General features: G+C 55.5%; 20 protein-coding genes and 1 pseudogene. 12 read left to right on the plus strand and 9 right to left on the minus strand.

The genetic code is table 11. From position 1 onward, the window contains the following. Positions 1-133 precede the first annotated feature (133 nt). From GL2_RS04475 to GL2_RS04485, 3 genes are read right to left on the minus strand one after another with little or no spacing between them, the layout of a single operon-like run. Positions 134-703: a YajG family lipoprotein gene (locus tag GL2_RS04475; protein WP_143729478.1), complete on the minus strand. Its 570-nt coding sequence runs from the start codon at positions 701-703 to the stop codon at positions 134-136. Between the two features lie 40 nt (positions 704-743). Next, positions 744-1,217 carry a copper chaperone PCu(A)C gene (locus tag GL2_RS04480; protein ID WP_143729479.1) on the minus strand — a complete coding sequence of 158 codons (474 nt, stop codon included), beginning with the start codon at positions 1,215-1,217 and terminating at the stop codon, positions 744-746. Continuing rightward, positions 1,214-1,996, minus strand: a complete 783-nt coding sequence (locus GL2_RS04485) for an N-acetylglucosaminyltransferase (RefSeq protein ID WP_143729480.1) — start codon at positions 1,994-1,996, stop codon at positions 1,214-1,216. Before GL2_RS04485 ends, GL2_RS04480 begins: the two co-directional genes overlap by 4 nt. A 63-nt stretch (positions 1,997-2,059) precedes the next feature. Between GL2_RS04485 and GL2_RS04490 the strand changes: the two genes are divergently transcribed. From GL2_RS04490 to coq7, 11 genes are all read left to right on the plus strand, one after another. Beyond that, positions 2,060-3,889, plus strand: a complete 1,830-nt coding sequence (locus GL2_RS04490) for a protein-disulfide reductase DsbD (protein WP_143729481.1) — start codon at positions 2,060-2,062, stop codon at positions 3,887-3,889. Between the two features lie 237 nt (positions 3,890-4,126). Next, the gene (gene aroQ, locus GL2_RS04495) at positions 4,127-4,582 is read left to right on the plus strand and encodes a type II 3-dehydroquinate dehydratase (RefSeq protein WP_143729482.1); all 456 of its coding nucleotides are present in this window, start codon (positions 4,127-4,129) and stop codon (positions 4,580-4,582) included. Positions 4,583-4,605: 23 nt separating this feature from the next. After that, entirely contained in the window at positions 4,606-5,076 is a 471-nt protein-coding gene (gene accB, locus GL2_RS04500) for an acetyl-CoA carboxylase biotin carboxyl carrier protein (protein ID WP_143729483.1), read from the plus strand. 15 nt (positions 5,077-5,091) lie between these two features. Further along, positions 5,092-6,432, plus strand: a complete 1,341-nt coding sequence (gene accC / locus GL2_RS04505; RefSeq protein ID WP_143729484.1) for an acetyl-CoA carboxylase biotin carboxylase subunit — start codon at positions 5,092-5,094, stop codon at positions 6,430-6,432. A gap of 133 nt (positions 6,433-6,565) precedes the next feature. Next, positions 6,566-7,447, plus strand: coding sequence for a 50S ribosomal protein L11 methyltransferase (gene prmA / locus GL2_RS04510; protein WP_143732790.1), 882 nt, complete (start codon positions 6,566-6,568; stop codon positions 7,445-7,447). A 75-nt stretch (positions 7,448-7,522) separates the two neighbouring features. Further along, positions 7,523-8,815 (plus strand): DUF3426 domain-containing protein, encoded by a 1,293-nt coding sequence (locus tag GL2_RS04515; RefSeq protein WP_143732791.1) that lies wholly within the window; start codon positions 7,523-7,525, stop codon positions 8,813-8,815. A 248-nt stretch (positions 8,816-9,063) separates the two neighbouring features. Beyond that, a complete protein-coding gene (dusB, locus tag GL2_RS04520) occupies positions 9,064-10,002 on the plus strand; it encodes a tRNA dihydrouridine synthase DusB (protein WP_232053824.1) in 939 nt (312 codons plus the stop codon). Further along, on the plus strand, positions 9,999-10,307 hold the full coding sequence (fis, locus tag GL2_RS04525) for a DNA-binding transcriptional regulator Fis (protein WP_020411495.1): 309 nt from the start codon (positions 9,999-10,001) through the stop codon (positions 10,305-10,307). Before dusB ends, fis begins: the two co-directional genes overlap by 4 nt. A 148-nt stretch (positions 10,308-10,455) precedes the next feature. Then, complete coding sequence (gene purH / locus GL2_RS04530) at positions 10,456-12,027, plus strand: bifunctional phosphoribosylaminoimidazolecarboxamide formyltransferase/IMP cyclohydrolase (protein ID WP_143729486.1); 1,572 nt, start codon at positions 10,456-10,458, stop codon at positions 12,025-12,027. A 210-nt stretch (positions 12,028-12,237) separates the two neighbouring features. Further along, entirely contained in the window at positions 12,238-13,542 is a 1,305-nt protein-coding gene (gene purD, locus GL2_RS04535) for a phosphoribosylamine--glycine ligase (RefSeq protein WP_143729487.1), read from the plus strand. A gap of 54 nt (positions 13,543-13,596) precedes the next feature. Continuing rightward, a complete protein-coding gene (gene coq7, locus GL2_RS04540) occupies positions 13,597-14,241 on the plus strand; it encodes a 2-polyprenyl-3-methyl-6-methoxy-1,4-benzoquinone monooxygenase (protein WP_143729488.1) in 645 nt (214 codons plus the stop codon). Between the two features lie 90 nt (positions 14,242-14,331). Here coq7 and GL2_RS04545 read toward each other — a convergent pair whose 3' ends face one another. Next, a complete protein-coding gene (locus GL2_RS04545; RefSeq protein ID WP_143729489.1) occupies positions 14,332-14,739 on the minus strand; it encodes an OsmC family protein in 408 nt (135 codons plus the stop codon). A gap of 300 nt (positions 14,740-15,039) precedes the next feature. On the opposite strand from GL2_RS04545, the gene crp reads away from it, so the two are divergent. Next, positions 15,040-15,690: a cAMP-activated global transcriptional regulator CRP gene (gene crp, locus GL2_RS04550; RefSeq protein ID WP_051089460.1), complete on the plus strand. Its 651-nt coding sequence runs from the start codon at positions 15,040-15,042 to the stop codon at positions 15,688-15,690. A gap of 79 nt (positions 15,691-15,769) precedes the next feature. Here the strand turns inward: crp and trpC are convergent, their stop codons facing one another. From trpC to trpE, 5 genes and pseudogenes are all read right to left on the minus strand, one after another. Beyond that, on the minus strand, positions 15,770-16,564 hold the full coding sequence (gene trpC, locus GL2_RS04555) for an indole-3-glycerol phosphate synthase TrpC (protein ID WP_143729490.1): 795 nt from the start codon (positions 16,562-16,564) through the stop codon (positions 15,770-15,772). Further along, positions 16,561-17,609: pseudogene (gene trpD / locus GL2_RS04560) on the minus strand (anthranilate phosphoribosyltransferase). Before trpD ends, trpC begins: the two are co-directional and overlap by 4 nt. Positions 17,610-17,687: 78 nt before the next feature. Beyond that, complete coding sequence (locus GL2_RS04565) at positions 17,688-18,266, minus strand: aminodeoxychorismate/anthranilate synthase component II (RefSeq protein WP_143729491.1); 579 nt, start codon at positions 18,264-18,266, stop codon at positions 17,688-17,690. Then, positions 18,263-19,126 carry an ion transporter gene (locus tag GL2_RS04570; protein ID WP_143729492.1) on the minus strand — a complete coding sequence of 288 codons (864 nt, stop codon included), beginning with the start codon at positions 19,124-19,126 and terminating at the stop codon, positions 18,263-18,265. The genes GL2_RS04565 and GL2_RS04570 overlap by 4 nt, the downstream gene beginning before the upstream one ends. After that, positions 19,123-20,622: an anthranilate synthase component I gene (gene trpE, locus GL2_RS04575; RefSeq protein WP_143729493.1), complete on the minus strand. Its 1,500-nt coding sequence runs from the start codon at positions 20,620-20,622 to the stop codon at positions 19,123-19,125. Before trpE ends, GL2_RS04570 begins: the two co-directional genes overlap by 4 nt. Positions 20,623-20,734 lie beyond the last annotated feature (112 nt).

Consider the following 20,734-nt stretch of genomic DNA (forward strand, 5'->3'; position numbering starts at 1 on the left):
ACACAGTTGCCACAGAGTTCCCCACCCTGTAAATCAGGCAGATTTATCGACATAATCGTCCAAGATCGCCGACTTTATTCAATTATTTAGCCTCCCAGCCATACCGCTGTCACAGGGCGCCTAAATTGCACACTCACAAGCGGGTACGCAAGAAATTTTTCAGTTTCTCATCCTCAAATACCTTCTGCAGAGTGGCACTCAATAGTCCGTTTACCCGAGTTTGCACTTCCTCGCGACTGGGCTTGACCAAGTTGCGATCCTGGCCAGATGTACTGTAAGTCGCAAAATAAGAAGCCGACCCGGCGGTAACTTCCAGGTGGATTTCTGCGGAGGTATCAATGGTTGTGGTATACACCGTATTGGGGCTGTTGTAAGTGAGTTTCACCAACTTCGCCACGACCTGCACCTCAGGCGCCGTATCTGTGATACGAAAAGACCAGTTGGCAAACCCCTGGCGCAGACCGGTGGCAATCGCCTCTCCCGCATCATTGGCGATATTTACCTGTGAAGTCTCAGCATAAACCCCACCCAGTGAGCCCAGACCGCCCCCGGGTAATTCATTGACCCCTTGCACATTTAAGCTATGACCCGACCCTATGGAGTCTGCAGCAACCTGGACCTGCGGATACAGTTGGATTTGCAGTGGGCTGTGGGCACAGCCCGCCAGGGCGAGTGCTCCCACAAATAACAGTAACCTCTTCATTATTCCCTCCCCTTACTTCAATAAAAATAAATACCCCGGCTCAACCGTGGTGATGGTGATGCTCTTTTTCTGCTGTACCCTGCCCCACTACCGGTACCTGGACCTCCAGGCTGGAGCCATCGTTAAAGACCAGCCGCAATGGCAACAATTCCCCTGCACGCAGGCGTAATCCGTGAATCATCAGGTGTATACCACCCGGTGCCATCTGTAATTGCTGGCCGGCAGCAATCGCCACTTGTTTCAGTGGGCGCATTCGACTGACACCCTCACTGCGCTCGGTAGTATGCAGGTCGGCCCCCCCATCCTGACTTCCCGACAGCTCCACAGCCTCCAGCAGTAAGTCCTTCGCCCCAGTATTGTGAAGGGATAAGTAAGCCGCACTCATCGGCGCTCCCGGGGGCGTCTCGCGGGCATATCCGTCTACCCGAAGGTCCGGGTTGACAGCATGGGCTTTGGCGACGAATAACAGAGCACTGACTAAAAGTATCCACTCGGACAGAGCTGGTTTTTTCATTGGACCCCTCCATTGGGTTTGACAAGAAGTAATCGCGCTGGACTGCCAACCTTGATATCGCCCCGCACCCGGTAACCGGGTACGGCCTCACGCAACTGCTGGTAAACCCAGCGACCCTGAGCATCATCCCTGGCGATAATAATGACGCGCAATTGCTCACTGCGGATTCGCTGGGCAACCTGCCGCAACTGATTAGAAAGACGTTCCGACCGGGCATTCAACTCTGATGCTGGCAACCCAATGCTCTCTCCCTCCGGCAGGTCGAGACGGGCACGACCCCGCTCTCGCAACAGCTGCCCACGCACTTCGTCTACCAAGGCATTGCCTGGCGCTAACATCTCAGCTCGCTTGAGCAGGGTTTGCACCTCTCCGAAAGCGCGTCGGCGCAGTGCCTCGCGAGCCTGTTCCACATAAGTAACCACGATGGTCTGGATCCCCGTTTGCGCACGGCGATTATCGGGGTCCAGCTGTTGTACTCTCAGGTAGTAGTCATAAGCACTAGCGCCAGCCGGCTGGGTCAGGTATCCCTTGTTCAGGGCCTGCTCAGCTCGCTTGAGAAAGAAAGTCACATTGCCCCGCCGAATCTCCTCCTGTGAGGGCCCGGTTTTCTTCGGCGGCGGACTAGCGGGGGCTGGAGCCGGTTGATTGGATGTACAGGCCCCCAGCACAACAACCATGAACAGGCAGACTCCAAGGCTGTGAAGGCGTTCAAATGACGGCAAAGCAATCCCCCGTTGTTGTTTTTTTGTACCACTGGCATCGCTATACTGCTGGCGCAACTGAACCCACGTCCGGTGCAGCAGTCAGAACTATGCGCCCGACTATAATGAATTTTTTCATCTATGGCTGTGATGACCAGAAGTTTCAGAAATAATTTCCTCGCCCTACTGGCAACCCTGTTGTTTGTGTCCAGTGCCAGCTCCCTGGCCCAGGGCCCCGACAATCCTTTTGCATCTCTCAATAGCACCCAGGACAACGCTTTCCTGCCAGTGGACGAGGCCTACCGACAAGACCTGCTCCTCAGCGGTAGCCAGCTCAGTGCCATATTTGAAATTGCCCCGGAATATTACCTCTACCGTGACAAGCTTGCCCTCTATCGTATCGATAACGGGCAAAAAACCGAATTGTCCCTGAATCTGCCGACTGGCGAGGTGATCTGGGATGACTATTTCGAGAAGGAGACCGAGGTCTATCGCGGCCAGCTGGAATTCCCTATCGCCCTCAATAACCCAAATACCACAACACAATTGGAGCTGCACTATCAAGGCTGTGCCGATGCGGGGCTCTGCTATCCACCGCAAACTCGCCATTACACGGTGGACACCTCCAGCGGCAGTATCCATGCGGTAGAAGGCGGCTTCTCCAAAGCCAGCAATTCTACGACTAATGGCCTCTCGTCCCAGGCGGGTAAAAGTAACCGCAGCAGTATTACTCTGCCTTTTGCCCTGCTATTCGCTTTCGCTGGCGGCCTACTGTTGAACCTGATGCCCTGTGTATTTCCAGTGCTCTCCATCAAACTGCTGGCAGTGAGCCAGGCGGCACAGAATGCCAACCAGCGGCTCCATCACGGCTGGGCCTACACTGCCGGGGTGATCCTGAGCTTTGTCGCTATCGCCGCGATCATGCTGGCGTTGCGTGCCGGCGGTGAGGCGATCGGCTGGGGCTTCCAATTGCAATCCCCATGGCTGGTGGCTGCTCTTGCATACCTGTTTTTCATCATGGGACTAAGTCTTTCCGGGGTTACAGAATTTGGCTCCAGCCTGATGGGGGTCGGCAGCAACCTGAATAACAGCCAGGGCCTGCGCGGCTCACTCACCTCCGGAGTATTGGCCTCTTTGGTGGCGAGCCCCTGTACTGCGCCGCTCATGGGTTCAGCGCTGGGATTTGCAGTAACCCAACCAGCGGTGGTGGCACTCAGCATTTTTGCGGCTCTCGGCGCCGGCATGGCGGCCCCCTTCCTTTTACTGACCTATATTCCCGCCCTGGTGGAGAAGTTACCACGGCCAGGCCCCTGGATGGATCGCCTCAAGCAGTTGCTGGCCTTTCCCATGTATCTAACTGCCGTCTGGCTACTATGGGTACTGGGGCGCCAGACTGGCGGTGACGGCGTCACCTTGGTGCTCACTGGCGCTGTCGCTATCGCCTTTGCATTATGGCTATGGCCACGCCCACAGTGGCGCTGGTTGCATGGTACTGTGGCGATTGCCGCATTGACCTTTGCTGTAATACTTCTGCCACGCCTCAGTACAGCACCCCAGACTCAGCAGCAGACCAGTGACTACTGGCAGCCCTATTCGGCAGAGAAGCTGGAAGCCGCACGCGGCGAGGGTCGCGCTGTACTTGCGAATATGACCGCAGCCTGGTGTATCACCTGTCTGGCCAACGAAAAAGTAGTGCTGTCGAGCGATGCGGTAAGTAGTGCTATCGAAAAACTCGGGGTTGTAGCCCTGAAGGGTGACTGGACCAATCAGGATCCACATATCAGCGCCCTGTTGGCAAAGTACGGGCGCACCAGTGTGCCACTCTACCTGCTTTACCCCGCCAGTGGCGGCGAAGCCAAAATCCTGCCCCAGATCCTTTCTCGAGAAGAATTACTGATGGAACTGGAAGCCGCTGCCGAGGGCGGACTCAGCAATTCTTCAGTCCCGCAGAGGAAACTTCCGCCTTTGTAGCCATTCGCTGGGGTAAAAAGGCCACGACATGGATATTTTGCGCTAATTTTTAGCCAAATATCGCCGAAATGCCGCTAACTTCGATAAACTGCCAGGCAGGCATGGACAGGGAGTCACTTTTGCGGCACACTCGCCAAAAGCACTCGGGCAAACAGGCCAATATTCGATTTTGCCCGCAAGATAGCCAACTTTAGACTACATTTCGTGGTTTTTCGGCAACATTTCTCAAGGCAGATTATGGCTAAACTTCTACTCCTGCACGGCCCCAACCTCAACCTGCTTGGCACGCGTGAGCCTCACATCTATGGCTCCACCACGCTTGCGGAAGTTAATGAAGCGGCGGGGCGCCAGTGCGACGCCGCCGGGCATGAGCTGGAAACCTTGCAGAGTAACAGCGAGTCAGCCCTGATTGAGCGTATCCACCTGGCGGCCAACAGCGCCGTGGATTTTATTGTGATCAACCCTGCGGCATTTACCCATACCAGCGTAGCCTTACGAGATGCCCTGGCCGCCGTTGCCATTCCGTTTATCGAACTGCACCTGTCCAACCCCCACGCGAGGGAGAAATTCAGGCACCACTCCTATTTATCCGACTTAGCCAGCGGTGTGGTGTGTGGCTTCGGTCCACACAGCTACACACTGGCACTACAGGCAGCCATACACCAACTGGATATAGCGCCTCGAAACCAATGAATCAACCTGCGAGTGAATGAACTATGGATATCCGCAAAATTAAAAAACTAATTGAACTGCTCGAGGAATCGGATATCGGCGAGCTGGAGATCAAGGAGGGCGAAGAGTCTGTGCGCATCAGCCGCGGTGTGAGCAACGCTAGCCAGCCAGTCATGCCAATGTACGGCGCCCCCGCCGCTCCGGCTCCTGTTCCAGTGGCAGCCCCCACTCAGAGCGCGGCCCCGGCTCCCACGGAAAAGGAATCCAAACCTGCTTTTAGCGGTCATGCGGTGAAATCACCGATGGTGGGCACCTATTACGCAGCCCCCAGCCCCGGTGCCGAGCCTTTCGTCAAGGTCGGTCAACAGGTTAAAGCTGGCGACGTGGTGTGCATCGTTGAGGCGATGAAGATGATGAACCAGATTGAGGCCGACAAGTCCGGCACTATCGAGTCCATTCTGCTGGAAGACGGGCAACCGGTAGAGTTCGATCAACCGCTCGTGACCATCGTCTGATTGGGGTAAGTCACAATGTTCGACAAAATCCTGATCGCCAACCGCGGCGAAATCGCCTTGCGGATTTTGCGCGCCTGTAAAGAGATGGGTATCGCCACTGTGGCGGTACACTCCTTGGTGGATCGCAATTTGAAGCATGTTCGCCTGGCCGACGAATCCGTTTGTATCGGCCCCAACCCCTCTCCGCAGAGCTACCTGAACATACCCGCTTTGATCTCCGCTATGGAGATTACCGATGCGGTTGCCGTCCACCCCGGCTACGGCTTCCTGGCAGAAAATGCCGACTTCGCCGAGCAGGTGCAGAAAAGTGGCTTTACCTTTATCGGCCCGGGCCCGGATGTAATCCGCTTGATGGGTGACAAGGTATCCGCCATTGCCGCAATGAAAAAAGCCGGCGTGCCGACGGTGCCCGGCTCCGATGGCCCGCTGCCGGACAACGGTGAGCGCTGCCTCGAGATTGCGGAAAAGATTGGCTACCCGATCATCATCAAGGCCGCAGCCGGAGGTGGCGGTCGCGGCATGAGAGTAGTGGAAAGCGCCGAGAATCTTATCAACGCCATTGCAGTGACCAAATCCGAAGCCCAGGCCGCTTTTGGTGACGGTACTGTGTATATGGAGAAATTTCTGCAGAATCCACGCCATGTGGAGATCCAGATAATGTCCGATGGCCAGGGCAATGCCATACACTTGGGCGACCGTGACTGCTCGCTGCAGCGCCGCCACCAGAAAGTATTGGAGGAGGCCCCAGCTCCCGGTATTCCAGATGCGGTGCGCGAGCAGGTATACGACTCCTGCGTACAGGCCTGCATTGATATCGGCTATCGCGGCGCCGGTACTTTTGAGTTCCTCTACGAGAACGAGCGCTTCTACTTTATCGAGATGAACACCCGTATCCAGGTGGAGCACCCGGTAACCGAGATGGTGACTGGTGTCGATTTGATTAAGGAACAGATCCGTGTCTGCGCCGGTGAGAAGCTCTCCCTCAAGCAGGAAGACATAGTGATCCGCGGCCATGCTTTCGAATGTAGAATCAATGCGGAAGACCCCCAGACTTTCTTCCCCAGCCCCGGCAGGGTGAACAATTTCCACATGCCCGGTGGCCTCGGTGTACGTGTGGACTCACACCTTTACTCCGGCTATACGGTACCACCCAACTACGATTCTATGATCGCCAAGGTGATCACTCACGCTGAGGATCGCGAAACTGCCCTTGCGCGTATGCGCGTAGCACTGTCTGAACTGGTGGTTGACGGCATCAAGACCAATATCCCCCTGCAGGAGGAGCTGGTGCGCGATGAGGCGTTCGCCAAAGGCGGGGTAAATATCCACTACCTGGAGAAGAAGCTAGGGCTCTAGCCCTCGCCAGCCGGGGCAAAGTTGGAGAGAATTGCGTCCGACGACGAGCCCAAACGCCATGGATGGCGATAATTGTCGCAGGGAACGGGTGGGCTACCCACTCACAACAGCAGTTACTCACTACGGAATCCCTATGCCCTGGCTACAACTCCGCGTTGACACCGATCGTGCGCACGCGGAAAAAATCGAAAACGCACTGCTTTTTGCCGGTGCCGTCTCTGTCACCCTGCAGGACAATGCAGACCAGCCCATCCTTGAACCCGGTCTCGGCGAAGTCCCCCTCTGGGACCAAACCCGGATAACCGGCCTGTTCGATGCCGAAGTCGATACCTCCGTAACCGAAGCCAAAGCCGCCTCATTCCTATGCGAAATGCTGCCCAATGTGCGCTGGGAGCAATTGGAGGACAAGGACTGGGAGCGAGAGTGGATGTCCCACTACAAGCCCATCCAATGTGGCGACAACTTATGGATTTGTCCCAGCTGGTGCAAGCCGCCACACCCAGAAGCCGTCAACCTACTGCTCGACCCCGGCCTCGCATTTGGTACCGGCACACATCCCACTACTTACCTATGCCTACAGTGGCTGGCAAGTGAACCTCTTCAGGGCCACAGTGTTATCGATTTTGGCTGCGGTTCCGGCATCCTCGGTATCGGCGCCCTACTGCTCGGTGCTGAACGCGCTATTGGCACCGATATTGATCCCCAAGCCCTTATCGCCAGCCGCGATAATGCCAAACGCAATAGCATCGACCCGCAATGCTTTCCGGTGTATCTGCCGGAAAAAATCCCACACGAAAGTGTGGATACCATGCTTGCCAATATTCTCGCCGGCCCCCTGGTGGAACTCGCAGCTGAACTGGTCGAACTGACCAAGGTGGGCGGACGTATCTGCCTGTCCGGTATCCTTGCCTCCCAGGCCGAGCAGGTGAAAAAAGCCTATGCGCAAAATATTAAGTTCGATGAAGATGGCGAGCATGAGGGCTGGGTACGCCTGAGCGGTACCCGCATTCGCTAAATGCGCCAACCACCACTACGCGGGGGGACGGCAGACTGATAAACTTGACCGCAAAATAAACTGCGCCATAGTCGAATGTCTCAACTGGTAACCCGCTGCCCCCATTGCAGCACCTCTTTTCATATTAATGACCAGCAACTGCGTGCTGCCCGCGGCGCCGTGCGCTGTGGTTCCTGCCTGCAGGTTTTCCGCGCCGACGAAAACATCGTATTCAATGATGAAAGCGCTAGTACCCGCAGCGACCTGGAAGCCCTCCTGGAAGACGACGACTTCCTGATCCACGACGATATCGAACTGGATGACGAGGAGCCAACCCCATCCAGGCAACCGGAACCCTCCCCGGCGACACCGATCGCGGAGATAGAGAAGAAACCACAAGAGAGAAAACCGGAAGTTCCTCCACAGGGCGATACAGAACCGGACCCCGACACCCTTATCGGTGACGCCTTTGGTGATAACCAGTGGCAGGAGCTGCAGGAAGAGACTATCCACGAGGAGGAATCCGAAGAGGACCTAGAATCTGTTCTCAAGCCGGACTGGGATGATGCTCCCGATTTCAACGGTAGCCCTGAATCCAATAGCCAGATCAGTACGAATCCTCGAGCCTATAGCAAAAACCAGGAAGATCCCGGTCCTTGGGAACAGCCCCAGACAGCGCAGGCTCCACCAGCAGAAATCTTCGAGTCCAGCTCGTTGCCGGCCCACTCAGATTCCTCCACACTGGAGGCTTCAGAGCCTATTACCAACGCTATCAATGGGCGCAGGGAACCCTTTTTTGCGTCCAGTACAGATACCAACGATAAACCCCAAGCGCAACCCGAGCGCGAACAGCTGATCTCTGCTATCCAACCCGCTCCCCTGGAAATGTCCTGGGGAGTAACGCCAAAAAGGAAGGTTGTGAGCCCCTGGCTCTGGTGGCTACTCTTACCGCTGCTGACTATTATTCTGCTGGCACAGGTGGCTTACTTCCAGTTTGATAACCTCAGTAAGAAGCAGCCCTGGCGTAGTATCTACGCCGCAACCTGTCCATTGTTCGGATGCACCGTGCCTCAGCTCAGGGACCCCAACGCCATCCAAGCCACCAATTTGATGGTGCGCAGCCACCCACAACTGGAAGGCGCCCTGGTAGTAGATGCAGTGTTAATCAATACCGCACCCTACAACCAGCCATTCCCCAATCTGGAACTGAATTTCAGCGACCTCAAAGACCGTGCAGTAGCAAGCCGTCGCTTTACCCCGGGAGAATACCTGCAGGGCGAGTTGGCCGGGCGGAAACTTATGCCTCAGGGCAGTCCCATACATATCGCTATCGAAGTGGTAGACCCCGGCACCGAAGCGGTGAATTATGAGATGAAGATCACTCAGTAATAGAGAGCTGCACATAGAGCAAGCTGTAAACTGGCACGCAAAGCCTCCAAAATTGCACACTCTGCAGGCTAAACGGATAGTGTTCGATCAAATTGCCCGCTTTTTCGCTTTGCCATTAACGGGGCAACCGCTATCATAGGCGGCTGTTTTGCCGGGGCTCGATATGCCCTACCCACAGCCCAAACGGAGCTAGCGTGTCCACCGCCATAGGCCCCTATATTATCGACAACCCGGTAATTCTGGCGCCCATGGCCGGAGTCACCGATCGCCCTTTCCGCCAGCTTTGTCGAGAACTCGGCGCCGGTTTGGTAGTTTCGGAAATGGTGACCTCGGACACCCGCCTGTGGAACAGCCGCAAATCGCGCTTGCGTCTGGATCACGGTGGCGAAACGGCGCCGATATCGGTGCAAATCGCCGGTGGTGACCCCGAAATGATGGCGGAAGCCGCTCGTGAAAATGTGCGCCGCGGCGCACAGATTATTGATATCAATATGGGCTGCCCGGCAAAAAAGGTGTGTAAAAAAGCAGCGGGCTCCGCCCTGCTGCGGGATGAGAAGCTGGTGGCGGATATTCTCCAGGCCGTGGTCCAGTCTGTCTCCGTCCCGGTGACGCTAAAAATCCGCACCGGCTGGTGCCCGGATTCCCGCAATGGCGTCACTGTAGCCAAAATGGCCGAGGATTCCGGGATCGCCGCACTGGCAATCCATGGCCGCACTCGCGCTTGCGGCTACCACGGACGGGCTGAATTCGATACCATTGCCGAAATTGTATCCAGGGTGAAGATCCCGGTTTTTGCCAATGGCGACATTAGCAGTGCCGAGAGAGCCCGACAGGTGCTCGATTACACTGGCGCATCTGCGGTCATGATTGGCCGCGCAGCACAGGGACGACCATGGATTTTTCGGGAAATAGCCCACTACCTCGCCACCGGCGCGCGGCTACCCGAACCGACATTGGATGAAGTCAGGAATATTTTGCTCGCCCATTTGGGCGAACTACACCGATTCTACGGTGAGGTGATGGGGGTCCGTATCGCCCGCAAGCACGTGGGCTGGTACTTGAAGACACTCGCTGACAGCGAGTCCTTCCGCAAGACCTTTTTCCAAATAGAGAGCGCAGAAGTACAACATGCCAGCGTTCACGAGTGGTTTGAACGCCGAATAACGAGAGGGGCACAAGCGGCATGAATAATGAAGTATTGATTCCGGATACTGGCAACGAAGAAGTATCCTCCAGGGGGCAGACTCAACTGGCACAGCCACAGCAGCAGTCCCTGCGCGATGCCGTTGAGCACGCAATGGAGAACTACTTCCGCCACCTGGATGGCCAGATGGTTACCGATGTCTACGACATGGTGCTGTCAGAGATCGAAGCGCCCATGCTCGAAGTGGTGATGAAATATACCCGTCACAACCAGACCCGCGCTGCACAGCTGCTGGGTCTTAATCGCGGCACCCTGCGCAAAAAACTGAAGCGCTACGGGCTGCTGTAAGCTACCGAACAGATAGAAAACCCGAAGGGGGGATGAGGTCACTCATCCCCCCTCGCTATTTTCCTCGCGGTAGTTTTTGCCGCCCCACCGGTAACCTCTCGAAAACCCGGTGGCAAAACCTTTTCAGAAACCAGTTGGACCAAGTGCAATGACAGACAAGGTATCGATCCGCCGCGCGCTGATTAGTGTATCTGACAAGAGTGGCATCGTTGAGTTCGCCCAGCAACTCACTGCCATGGGCGTTGAAATCCTCTCCACCGGCGGCACTCATCGCCAACTCAAAGAAGCCGATATCCCGGTAGTAGAAGTCTCTGATTACACAGGCTTTCCGGAAATGATGGATGGCCGAGTCAAAACCCTGCACCCTAAAGTGCATGGTGGCATCCTTGGCCGCCGCGGCACCGACGATGCGGTGATGAGCGCACATAACATCACGCCAATTGATATGGTGGTAGTCAACCTCTATCCCTTCGCACAAACCGTCGCCAAGCCCGACTGCTCCCTGGAAGACGCTATCGAAAACATCGATATCGGCGGACCTACCATGGTGCGCGCCGCAGCCAAGAATCACAAAGATGTCACTATCGTGGTTAACGCCAGCGACTACGGCAATATCATTAATGAGTTGAAAACCAACAATGGTGCTCTAAGCCATGCCAGCCGCTTCGACCTGGCAGTAAAAGCTTTTGAACATACTGCGGGATACGACGGTGCCATCGCCAACTATCTGGGTGCGATCAAAGGCGACGAAAAGCAGCTGTTCCCGCGCACCTACAACAGTCAATTTATCAAGAAACTGGATCTGCGCTACGGTGAAAATCCGCACCAAAAATCCGCTTTCTACACCGAAGCCAATCCGGCAGAGGCCTGCATTGCCACCGCAAGCCAGTTGCAGGGTAAAGAGTTGTCCTACAACAATATTGCCGATACCGACGCGGCACTGGAGTGTGTAAAAGCCTTCGACGAGCCGGCCTGTGTCATCGTCAAACACGCCAACCCCTGCGGCGTGGCCATTGCTGAGAATACTCTCAATGCCTATAACCTAGCCTTCGCTACCGACAGCGAGTCTGCCTTCGGCGGCATTATCGCCTTCAACCGCGAACTGGACGGCGCCACCGCCCGCGCTATTGTTAAGCGCCAGTTTGTGGAGGTGATCATCGCCCCGTCTGTATCCGAGGAAGCCAAGCAGGCCGTGGCTGAGAAGAAGAATGTCCGTCTGCTGGTTTGCGGCCAGTGGGGCACTGAGCGCACATCCGCACTGGATTACAAACGCGTAAATGGTGGTCTTCTGATACAGGACCGCGACGACGGAATTGTTACCGCCGCTGACCTGAAGGTGGTCTCCAAACGTCAGCCCACTGAAGAAGAGATTCGCGACCTGCTGTTCACCTGGAAAGTCGCCAAGTTCGTAAAATCCAATGCCATCGTTTACGGTAAAGACGGCCGAACTGTCGGCGTGGGCGCTGGCCAGATGAGCCGTGTTAATTCTGCACGCATCGCCGCGATTAAAGCAGAGCACGCCGGCCTCGCCGTTCAGGATTCGGTAATGGCCTCCGATGCTTTCTTCCCCTTCCGCGACGGCATAGATAATGCCGCTGCAGTGGGCATCCAGGCGGTAATCCAGCCGGGCGGTTCGATGCGCGACGAAGAAGTGATCGCCGCTGCGGACGAGCACGATATGGCTATGGTCTTTACCGGTATGCGCCACTTCCGCCACTAAACTGACACGGTCAACGCGAGGCACTCACTGTGGCTCGCGGCACTTGGGCGGTAGTAGTACCCTGTCGCTCTATGTATCTAATAAAAACGCCCGCTCTCGCGAGGCGACAACTGCGGGCCTGCGACTCCGCCCCGTACTGATTCCGCGCTAAACTAGCGCTCCTGATACCTGTCCAATGGACCCACGCGGTCGACTTAGGGGGATTTAACAATGAATGTATTGATTATCGGTTCTGGTGGCCGCGAGCACGCCCTGGCGTGGAAGGCTGCACAAAACCCTGCGGTGGACACCGTGTTTGTGGCGCCGGGCAACGCAGGCACTGCACGCGAGGAAAAGCTACAAAATATAGCCATCGGTATCGACAATTTCCCCGCCCTGGCCGACTTTGCCGAGGAAAATGGTGTAGAACTCACCATCGTTGGCCCCGAGGCCCCACTGGTTGAAGGTATCGTAGATTTCTTCAGCGGTCGCGGCCTCGCCGCTTTTGGCCCCAGCAAAGGCGCCGCCCAATTGGAGGGCTCCAAGGCCTTCACCAAGGACTTCCTGGAGCGCCATAAGATCCCCACCGCGGCCTATAGCAACTTCACTGAGATAGACCCGGCGATTGAATATATCCGCGAGCGAGGAGCACCTATCGTAGTAAAAGCCGATGGCCTCGCTGCGGGAAAAGGCGTAATCGTTGCGGAAACCGTGCAACAAGCCGAATTGGCTGTGCGCGATATGCTGTCCGGCAACGCCTTTGGTGACGCCGGCTGCCGTGTAGTAATCGAGGAATTCCTGCGTGGCGAAGAAGCCAGCTTTATAGTGATGGTAGACGGGGAAAACATCCTGCCCATGGCCACCAGCCAGGACCATAAGCGCGTTGGCGATGGCGATACCGGCCCCAATACTGGCGGTATGGGGGCCTATTCCCCCGCTCCAGTGGTAACCGACAGTGTCTACCAACGCATTATGAAAGAGGTGATTGAGCCCACCGTGAAGGGGCTGGCCGCAGAAGGTACCCCCTACACCGGTTTCCTCTACGCTGGCCTGATGATTGATCCGGAAGGCGCTCCGCGGGTGATCGAATACAATTGCCGTTTTGGCGACCCGGAAACCCAGCCCATCATGATGCGCTTGAAATCTGACCTGGTGGACCTGTGTCTGGCCGCGTTGGACAAGAAACTGGATAGCACTACCGCTGAGTGGGACACACGCCCCGCCCTGGGTGTAGTGTTAGCCGCCAATGGCTATCCTGGCAGCTACCGCAAAGGCGATGCCATCAGTGGATTGGAAAAAGCCGATAGCGACAATGCCAAGGTTTTCCACGCTGGCACCGCAGAGGATGGTGACCGGGTGGTGACCAATGGCGGCCGTGTTCTCTGTGCCACCGCGTTGGGTGACAGCGTAGCCGATGCCCAGGCCAACGCCTATGAAGCGGCACGCGCAATCTACTGGGATGGGGTCTTCTGTCGCAAAGATATCGGCTATCGCGCGGTCGAGAGAGAAGAGGCCACTGCCGGCGAACAGCAGTAATAGCCACTTGTAGCGACCGCTCCAGCGGTTGCTACTTCAGCGGAGCAGTAGAACATGAGTGAACGCAACCTGAGCGGGCTCGATCGCCTGCTAATCCAGGCCGATCGCGCCCTGCGCACTTTGAGCCCTGGAGAGCCCTGTCACACACGCCCCTCCCCTGCCAGAGAGGAAGCTGAAGCCGAACTCAGCGACGCCGAACGCAAGCATGCCGCCGGCTTGATGCGGGTCAACCACAGCGGCGAAGTATGCGCCCAAGCCCTCTATCAGGGACAGGCCCTCACCGCGAAACTGCCTGAAGTACGCGGTGAAATGGAACGCGCCGCCGATGAAGAAATTGATCACCTGGCCTGGTGTGAACAGCGTCTGCAAGAACTGGACAGCCGTCCAAGTCTGCTCAATCCCATTTGGTATGGGCTGTCATTTGGTCTCGGTGCAGCCGCTGGTAAAGTCAGTGATCGAATCAGCCTCGGATTTGTCGCCGCAACTGAAGAAAGAGTTTGCAAGCACCTGCAAAGTCATTTGCAACAGCTCCCCCCTCAGGACAACAAAAGTCGTGCCGTAGTGGAGCAAATGCTGATTGACGAGGATAAGCATGCCCATGCAGCCCTTGCCGCTGGGGGTAGTCGATTCCCGGCTCCGGTAAAGGGGGCTATGTCTCTGGTGGCCAAGGTAATGACTTCAGCCAGCTATAAAATCTGAAGGGAACCTGGGTGGCGGTTGCAGCCCTATAAATAAACCGGCTGGGTATTTATCAACTTCATATACCCAGCCCAATCAAAACCACATTACTCAGGCTTCTTCAACCCGATAGCTATGCACAATTTCCACTCCCGCATTGCGCAACATAATAGAAGCTGAGCAATACTTTTCTGCAGACAGCTCCACCGCTCGTGCTACGTGAGATTCTTTTAGCCCACGGCCGCGCACTACAAATTCCATTTCGATGCGTTCAAAGGGCGATGGCGTCGTGTCCGGGCGTACTCCATTTAACTCACAATGACAGGAAATAATGTCCTGGCGCGCCTTTTGTAAAATGGAAACTACATCGTAGGCAGCACAGCCACCGACACCAAGCAGAATCATTTCCATGGGGCGAACGCCATTATTGGTGCGTCCACCTTCCATTACTACCGAGTTACCACTGCCGGCCTCACCGACAAAAGTCAAATCATTGACCCAGGTTACTTTGCCTTGCATCACCTTATTCCCGCAAAAATTCAAGTCGCGAAGCTTAGCATATCGTACAAGTTTATCCCGACGCCTAGCTATTTCCGGTATAGTGTCATGCACGCCTCCGCGCGGAATGTCCTTCAGTGTAATTTCAGCGCTCGCCGGTGAACGTCCGAGCGGCTCTGAAGTCCAATCCCACCGGCGCCAGAGTGTCACAGGTCACAATGCGGAACTTTGCCATGGCCTGCCTCTGTCGGGGACTCTTTTTTCGCGCGATAATTCAATAGTGCTCAGCTGCTATAGCCGGGATAGAGCACGAGACAAAAAATGAGGAATAAATCCGTGACGGTTGCTATCGAAGACCCCATGACTATCGGCAATATTGAAGACTTTCTGGCCCACTGCCACCGGCGTCGCTATCCGGCCAAGAGCACGATTATCTATGCCGGCGACCGCTGTGAATCCCTCTATTTCATTATGCGCGGTTCTGTTACCGTCCTGATTGAGGATGACGAAGGCCGCGAGATGATTGTCGCCTACCTCAATGATGGAGACTTTTTTGGTGAAATGGGCCTGTTTGACCAGGACACCCGCAGCGCCTGGGTGCGCACCAAAACCGAGTGCGAAGTAGCGGAAATTTCCTATACAAAATTTCAGGAGCTGACCCGACAACACCCTGAATTCCTTTTCGCACTGGCCACACAGATGGCAGGTCGCCTGCGCAACACAACACGCAAAGTAGGCGATTTGGCCTTCCTTGATGTAACCGGACGCGTAGCCCGCACCTTATTGGACCTGTGTAACGAACCAGATGCGATGACCCACCCCGAAGGCATGCAGATTAAAATTACTCGCCAGGAAATTGGCCGCATCGTCGGCTGCTCCCGCGAAATGGTCGGACGAGTACTGAAAACTCTGGAGGAGCAGGGTCTGGTATCCGTTAAAGGAAAAACGATGGTGGTATACGGCACCCGTTAATCTGGTATGGGTTTCACGCACAAACAAAAAAGGCGATCCAGTGATCGCCTTTTTTGTTGAACTATTAAAATATTACAGCTCAATTAAACATTTCCATCAATTTCCGCCCAGGCTCCTGTTCGCGCATAAATGCCTCTCCCACTAAGAACGTATTTACGCTGTGCCCGCGCATGGCTGCGACATCATCGGTGGTGTGAATTCCACTTTCAGTTACGACTATGCGATCCTGCGGAATCAGGTCGAGTAATTTAAACGTATTTTCCAACTGCACCTCGAAAGTGTGCAAATTACGATTATTGATACCAATCAGGCGATTAGGCAGCACCAAGGCCCGCTCCAGCTCCTCACGGTTATGCACTTCCACCAAAACATCCAAACCCAGATCCAGGGCCAGGCTATTGAGATCCTGCATTTGCTCGTCATCGAGGCAGGCGGCAATCAATAGGATACAATCGGCACCGATCGCCCGGGCTTCGTAGACCTGATAGGGATCAACGGTAAAATCCTTGCGCAGTACAGGCAGGCGTACAGCGTTGCGCGCCTGCTGCAAATAGCTGTCCGCCCCCTGAAAAAAGTCGACATCGGTAAGTACCGACAGGCAAGCCGCCCCACCTTTTTCATAACTGGTAGCAATTTCTGCGGGAAGGAAATCCTCGCGGATAACCCCCTTGCTCGGCGAAGCTTTTTTGATTTCGGCAATCACTGCGGCCTCACCTTCAGCAATTTTACGTTCGAGGGCGGTAACAAATCCCCGCGGCGGTTGCTGTTCCTGCGCGCGCAGTCGTATCTCCTCCTGACTACACTGCAGTTTGCGTTCAACCACTTCCTGCCATTTACGCTCAATAATTGTTTTTAAAATAGTGGGCGTGCTCACGACTTAACTTCCTCAGGACGAAAGGCGCTGGTAAAAGCAGCCAGGTCATTAATTTTTTCTGCGGCCAGGCCGCTGTCGATGGCATCCTGTGCCATAGCGATACCCTGTTCCGCGCTGGCAGCGACACCACTAACATAAATGGCGAGACCGGCATTGAGGGCGATAATATCAGCGGCTTTCTGCCCAGCCTCAGTCTCGCGCTTGCCCAAAGCATCACGAATCAGTGCCAGGGACTCCTTCGACCCGGAAACAATCAGGCCCCCAGATCACGGCGTTCAATGCCGAAGCTCTCCGGGCGCAGGGTAAACTCACTGATGGTGCCTTGTTTAAGTTCCACTGCGTGGGTGTCCGCAGCAATACTGGCCTCATCCAGGCCATCTTCACTGTGTAATACCAGCACATGCTCAGAGCCCAAACGCTGTAAAACCTCCGCCAGCAGGCGACAATAGCGTTTTTCATAAACCCCGATCACCTTGCGCTTTACCCCAGCGGGATTGGTCATAGGACCGAGCAAATTGAAAATAGTACGCAAGCCCAATGCTTTTCGTGCTGGCCCAACATGACGCACAGCGCTGTGGAAGCTGGGGGCAAACATAAATCCAATACCGATTGTGTCTACACAGCGAGCCATTTGCTCGGGACTCAGCTCCAGGTAAACACCGGCACTCTCCAATAAATCTGCTGAGCCACTACTGGAGGACACCGAGCGGTTGCCGTGCTTGGCTACTTTGGCCCCTGCCGCTGCGGCGACAAAACTGCTGGCGCTGGAGACGTTAAAAAGATTGGCACCGTCACCACCGGTACCCACAATATCCACGGTGTAATCCAGGTTCAGGGTTACTTTCGTCGCCAACTCGCGCATGGTTTCTACCGCACCAACAATCTCATCGACTGTTTCTCCGCGAATGCGCAGGGCTATCAGTAACGCCCCTATTTGCGCTTCCTCGGTCTCGCCGCGCATTATCTGGCCCACAGTCTCGCGCATTTCCACACGGGTGAGGTGCTCTCCATCCACCAGCTTGGCGATGGCCTGTTGGATATTCATTTTGTCCCCTTTGCCCTGCTCTATATTTTATTTAAGCGGGTCCAGTAGTTACGGCCCCGCGCTATCGGCCCTTAAATATCAGGACTCGAGAAAATTCCGCAGCATATCGTGGCCGTGCACAGTGAGAATTGACTCCGGGTGGAACTGCACTCCCTCAACTGCGAGTTCGCGGTGACGCAGGCCCATAATTTCATCGATTTCCCCGTCTTCTGTCTCAGTCCAGGCAGTAACTTCCAGACATTCGGGAAGGCTGCCTTTTTCCACTACCAGTGAATGATAGCGAGTCGCCTCAAAAGGGTTGGACAGACCGTGGAACACCCCCAGGTTGTTGTGCACTATAGGCGAAGTTTTTCCATGCATAACCTGGCCTGCACGAACCACCCTGCCACCGAAAACCTGGCCAATACTCTGATGGCCAAGGCAAATTCCCAGGATCGGGATGCGACCGGCAAAACCACGAATCGTCTCCAGGGATATTCCCGCCTCATTGGGGGTACAGGGCCCCGGTGAAATCACAATTTTCTCCGGAGTTATCTGCTCTATTTCCGCCAAAGTGATCTCATCGTTGCGCTTGACTAAAACCTCCGCACCCAGCTCTTCCAGATACTGCACCACATTCCAGGTAAAGGAGTCGTAATTGTCGATCATTAAAATCATTGTCCGGCCCCCGTAGCCTCTGGTGAATCGGAATTCGCTTCCATGCGTTTTTGCAGGCGCGCCAAGGCCGCCTGGGTTGAGCGCAGCTCGCGCAGAATCTCAGTTTGACTTGGCGGCAGGCACAGCTCATCCATCCGCCTCAACTTGGCCTCTTCCAGGTTATTGAGCACCACCCCGATAAACAGGTTGATCATGACAAAGGCGCCCATAACCACAAAACTAATAAAGTAGACCCAGGCCCAGGGCATCGCATCCATAGCCGTGTACATAATATCGGTCCAATCTTCGAAAGTGACGATACGGAACAGACTCAACAGTGCAATCGGCAGGTTGCGCCAGTGAGTAGGATCCACATCGTGGAACAGGAAATAACCGGCCACTCCATAGATATAAAAAATAATCCCCATCAGTAGCGCGATGTGAAACATACTGGGCAGACTACGCAGCAAGGTATCCACCAGGGTGCGCAGCTCGGGGAAAGCGGAGACCAGGCGCAAAACTCTCAGCACCCGCACCAAGCGCGCCAGGGTTGCCAGTGGCCCGGCGGCAGGTATCAGGCTGAGGACGATAATGGTGAAGTCAAAACAGTTCCAGCCATTGGCAAAGTAACGCCATGGGCGGACACCGTGAGCAGCAATTTTTACCAGCGCTTCGAGGATGAAAGCGCCCAGTACCAGTTGGTTGGTGGCCTTCAATAAGGCACCAAAGCGCTCTACTACCCAGTTCGAGGTTTCCAGCCCCACGGCAATACCATTGAGCAGGATTATGCCGATAATTACCTGGTTAAACAGGGGGGCTTCAACGATCCGCTGGCAACGTTCAGTCAAGGTCAATTTTTGGGGAATACTAGCTTCGTTCATTGCTCGGTCTTTACTTCTTTACTACTACTGGCCAGTGCCATACCCGCCGCGCGGAAAAGCGCGCGGGCCTTGTTCATGGTTTCATCCCATTCCGACTGTGGATCGGAATCGGCTACCAGGCCGGCACCGGCCTGGATAAATAATTGGCCATCCTTGATCACAGCCGTACGGATGGCAATAGCGGTGTCCATATTGCCATTCCAGGCCAGGTAACCCACAGCACCGCCGTAAATACCACGTTTCTCCGGCTCCAATTCATCAATAATTTCCATAGCGCGGATCTTCGGTGCTCCGGACAGGGTGCCGGCTGGCAGGGCCGCACGCAGTGCATCCATCCCTGTGAGTCCTTCGCGAATATGACCGGTCACATTGGAGGTGATATGCATCACATGGGAGTAGCGCTCCACCACCATCTGTTCGGTCACCCGCACGCTGCCGGTGGCAGCCACGCGCCCAACATCGTTTCGGCCCAGGTCGATCAACATCAGGTGCTCAGCCCGCTCTTTAGGGTCGGCCAGTAGCTCCCGCTCCAAAGCCAGATCCTCTTCCTCAGTGCCTCCGCGGCGACGGGTACCCGCCAGAGGGCGTACCGTCATTTCACCATCTTCCAGGCGCACCAATATCTCGGGACTTGAACCCACCACCTGGTGATCCCCCAGATCAAGGAAGTACATATAAGGCGACGGGTTCAGGCTGCGCAAGGCTCGATAGAAATTCAGCGGTGGCGCATCAAAGGGAGCGGACAGGCGCTGTGACGGCACCACCTGCATAACATCCCCAGCCAGGACATACTCCTTAACCCGGCCTACAGCCAGCTTGAAATTCTCCTCACTGAAGTGCGAATGAAACGCACTCTCCTCGATACCATTACCATCCAGGTCCAGTGGCACGGTATCAGGCAATGGCTGCGCTAGGCGATCCACCAGTTGATCCAGGCGTTGCTGGGCACGGCCATAGGCGTCACCCTCCTGTGGGTCCGCGTGCACGATAAAGATAACTGCACCCGCGAGGTTATCGAATACGACCAGTTCATCACTAACCATCAACAGGATATCCGGATTGCCAAGTGTATCCTGGGGCATACTGCGAGCCAGGCGAGGCTCTATATAACGTACGCAGTCATAGCCAAAATAGCCCACAAGGCCGCCATTAAAGCGCGGCAGGCCCGGCAGCTCTGGCACCCTATAGCGCTGCTGGAAGTCTTCAACAAACGCCAACGGGTCTTCCGAAGTGTGGCTCTCGACTACCTCACCATCCCGCTCGACAGTTACCTCATTGCCACGCACACGCAGCAAGGTACGTGCGGGTAAGCCGATAATGGAGTATCGCCCCCACTTTTCCCCTCCTTGCACTGACTCAAGCAGGTAACTGTATCGTCCCGCGGCAAGCTTCAGGTAAGTGGACAGGGGTGTTTCAATATCGGCCAGTACTCGGCGTACCAGTGGTATACGGTTATAGCCCGCAGACACAAGTCGGGCGTATTCGCTTGGGGTCATAGAGACTCCGGTCTATTTTGCATTTTTCAGGCTGGCGCTCGAGTATAGATAGCGCCCACGGGAGAGGCGGCCGAAATGGTAGCAGCTACCGATTTGACCTCAGCGGATCAGC

It is taken from the genome of Microbulbifer sp. GL-2, assembly GCF_007183175.1.
Taxonomy (GTDB): domain Bacteria; phylum Pseudomonadota; class Gammaproteobacteria; order Pseudomonadales; family Cellvibrionaceae; genus Microbulbifer.